The sequence below is a fragment of the Pseudoalteromonas sp. SG43-7 genome (assembly GCF_014164295.1).
GTDB lineage: Bacteria > Pseudomonadota > Gammaproteobacteria > Enterobacterales > Alteromonadaceae > Pseudoalteromonas > Pseudoalteromonas rhizosphaerae.
Genome location: NZ_JACJEY010000118.1, coordinates 1 through 3,185 on the forward strand (window position 1 = coordinate 1; position 3,185 = coordinate 3,185).

At 42.4% G+C, this 3,185-nt stretch carries 4 protein-coding genes; 1 reads left to right on the forward strand and 3 read right to left on the reverse strand.

Features of this window, described 5'->3' with window-relative positions:
- Positions 1-393 precede the first annotated feature (393 nt).
- A complete protein-coding gene (locus H5200_RS22905) occupies positions 394-1,293 on the reverse strand; it encodes a LysR family transcriptional regulator (RefSeq protein WP_182717227.1) in 900 nt (299 codons plus the stop codon).
- Positions 1,294-1,493: 200 nt separating this feature from the next.
- Here H5200_RS22905 and H5200_RS22910 point away from each other — a divergent pair, with 200 nt between their 5' ends.
- Positions 1,494-1,982, forward strand: coding sequence for a GNAT family N-acetyltransferase (locus tag H5200_RS22910; protein WP_064626658.1), 489 nt, complete (start codon positions 1,494-1,496; stop codon positions 1,980-1,982).
- 38 nt (positions 1,983-2,020) lie between these two features.
- Here H5200_RS22910 and H5200_RS24200 read toward each other — a convergent pair whose 3' ends face one another.
- Positions 2,021-2,152 (reverse strand): hypothetical protein, encoded by a 132-nt coding sequence (locus H5200_RS24200; RefSeq protein ID WP_259398433.1) that lies wholly within the window; start codon positions 2,150-2,152, stop codon positions 2,021-2,023.
- 197 nt (positions 2,153-2,349) lie between these two features.
- A complete protein-coding gene (locus H5200_RS22915; protein ID WP_182762782.1) occupies positions 2,350-2,796 on the reverse strand; it encodes an NUDIX pyrophosphatase in 447 nt (148 codons plus the stop codon).
- Between the last annotated feature and the right edge of the window lie 389 nt (positions 2,797-3,185).

A 3,185-nucleotide genomic window follows, 5' to 3' on the forward strand; every position in this document is an offset into this window, starting at 1 on the left:
TCGATAATGTTGCGCCACTGCTCAAGGCTACGCATTTTTCTCATGGCTATCTCCTAATTGAAATTAAGAAATAGTTTAATCGGTTTGACGAGTTACTGGCAGGTGCATTTTGCTAGACGCTTACGATCAGATCGTAGTTTCTTGATTTAGTTCCATCGATTTATGCAACAAAGCCGTACGAAGTAGGAACTTACCCCCGTAATACAACATGGGGACTCACAACGAACAGTACTAGAAGAATGGATAAGTTTCAGTAGGGGAAAAACTCATTAACAGGATGGGAATGAGTAAAAGGCCTAAGCAACTTTGGGGCACTTTCGAGTTAGAAAGTGCTATGGGCAAAAACTCAGCCTATGAAGGTTTTGGACATAAAGTTAGTGCGGTTACTTTATCTTATCGCTTTGCTAAGTGGGCTTTGAACTCGGGTTCTAAGAAGGTTCGAAACCATTGATGAGCGGGATCGTGATGATGCTTTGCGTGCCAAAGTAAATAGTATTTATGCGCAGGCAAATCAAATGGCAGTGGCTTTATGCAAAGAGCACGCTGCTTGGCATATTGTTCAACTAAGTGGCGTGGTGCGGTAATGATGCTGTCGGTTCGACATAGGGTTTCTAGGGCTGATGGAAAAGAAGGCAGTTTGGCAAAAACACGTCGCTCTATCGAGTGAGACGATGTGGCGAGATCCACTTGGCGATGGCGTTCGCTAATGCCGTTGACCAAAATATGTTTGGCATTCAAATAGTCTTCAACCGATATTGAACGATGACGAAATGGATGTTGGTCTCGACACACGATGACGTAGTGATCTTGGCCGATTTCTTTTCCATAGAGATTTTCTGGGATCTCTTCCGCCGTGACGGCGACTAAGTCAATCTCTTGCGCAGCGAGTTCTTTAAGCTGTTCTTCTTGCCATAACACGCAACTGATATTGGCGTTGGGTGTTTGTTCTTCTAGCTTTTCACACAGTAACGGCAATATTTCCGGTGCAAAAAATGGGGTTAACGCCAGCGAAAATTGGCGTTGGCACTGTGTAGGATCGAATTCTGCCGAAAGATAAAGTGAATCAATTTGCCTTAGTAGTTGCGGCAATTGCTGTTTAAGGCTTTTGGCCCGTTCGGTTAGGAGGTATTGATTCCCTTCTCGGATCAAAATCGGATCTTGGAAGGCCTCACGGATCTGGCCTAACGTTTTACTCATGGACGACTGGGTGACATTGAGCGCTCGCGCTGAGTCGGTCAAATTTCGGGTCGTGAGCAATGAGTCCAATGCGGGCAGCAATTTGTAATTATTCACTGGTTTTGGTCGCCATCTTTTTAGTTATTGAACCGTTATAGCACAGCAAACCAAGGTAAATCAGCACAGGCATGAAAAAAATTCACACTTGTGTGTCGTTTTATCAATTATGGAAATGTTCTTGAGTTGGCTATGATGGCTTTAACAAAATAGAACAGCCGAGTTACTCGGAGAGTATCAATTAGAATTGGAAGGGTAGTATGTCTTGTGTCGTTGAACCGTTAACCGCTCAGTATGATGAAAATGTTAGACAAATCATCGAGCAAGTTGGAGCAGAGTTTGGGGCCGTTGGTGAAGGGTATGGGCCGTCTGACCCAGAAGTGCTCTGCATGAGTCAGCATTATGGAAACGAAAGTAAAAGCCTCTATTTGGTGGCCCTATTGGATGGGAAAGTTGTCGGCGGTTGTGGTTTAGCGTCATTTAATAGCAGCCCAGATGTGTGTGAGCTGAAAAAACTGTTCATTTTGCCTGAAGGACGAGGGCATGGACTAGGTAAAAGAATGGCCATCGCGTGTTTAGACTATGCTCGTACTCAAGGTTATCAAAGCTGTTACTTAGACACATTAACCTCAATGAAAGTGGCAGTTCGTCTATACGAAAACTTAGGCTTTGACCACTTAGATGCGCCGTTAGCTGACACCTTGCATAATAGCTGTGATGTGTGGATGCTTAAGTCGCTGGTGGAATAGCAAGTAAAACGTGAAGCACGAGCCGAATCGTTTGGTAATTAGACCATCAATATCCCCTCGGTATTGCTCCAATTACCGTGTGTAAATAAGCCCGCGTTTGCGGGTTTATTTTTAGTTTCAATATCAACAAGGTAGTACTTTGTACGCTCATCATCACTTAAATGTGTCATTTTAAAATCTTCCTCCTTTAGAATACGAACAATAATCATACAAGTTGCATATCGATTTGTATAGAAAGCAGGCTAGGATTAGTGATGTATCCCCCTTCCTGATAAATTTCAGTAGGGGAAACTCGTATTGATAGGATATGTATGAGCAAAAGCACTAACGAACAAAGGGGCTGAAACGAAGATGGACAGATTCGATTTTAATTCTTCATTTGATGGGCTTTAAGTCGTTCGCTTAACTCCCATAAAGCTATTCGATTTGAATCATACTTGAGAAGTTCGCTCGCCTCAGTTGCGTTACACCAAAGGAATTCAGTGTGTTCCGAAGATAACTGTGGCTCCCCCGAAACCTGCACTGAGAATGAGTATTCTGGTATCACATAAGGGTGATCGCTCCATTTTTCATGACCAGAATAAAACACTCTAGGTAACATGCACATAGAATCAAGTTGAACCCAGTCACTACCTGTTAACGACGTCTCTTCATACAATTCTCTTTTTGCGGCATCGAACAAAGACTCTTGATCTTCTCCACCACCAGAAATTGCCTGCCATTCACCATTGTCTGTACGGCAAGCAATCAAGAAGATAGGTTCTGAAATTTTAAATTTATATGGAAATATCAGAACCTGAAATGGTGCTCTCACTGCGTTGGTTCCACTGTTGTTGCGAATCAATAGATACTACAACCATTAGGAAAAGTTAGGCAATTCTCAGATTACATTATTCTCGGTTTTATTGCGCAAACGCGGAAAGGGGCAGAAACGAGTTGATCATGAATGACTGCAAATGGCACATTCAAGACAGTCGATAAGTCAAAACTTTGTAGTTTATAGGTTTGGATATTTTTAGTTGGATTTCGCTGCGCTCAAACCAACCTATGTTGATAACTCTAAAGCGCGGCGCCTCTAACCTATTTGTGAATAATTAACTTAAAGTTCTTTTTCTATAATGTTTCGCAAGAGGACAAGAAGATAGTGGTGGCTGCGTTTGTCACTTATGGCTTAAAACTTACCACTTAAAACTAAAAACTAAA

What these genes read in the sequence shown, in the direction of transcription:
- H5200_RS22910 (WP_064626658.1), top strand. Translation starts at nt 1,494, where the DNA reads ATGTCTTGTGTCGTTGAACCGTTAACCGCTCAGTATGATGAAAATGTT.
- H5200_RS24200 (WP_259398433.1), bottom strand. Translation starts at nt 2,152, where the DNA reads ATGACACATTTAAGTGATGATGAGCGTACAAAGTACTACCTTGTTGAT.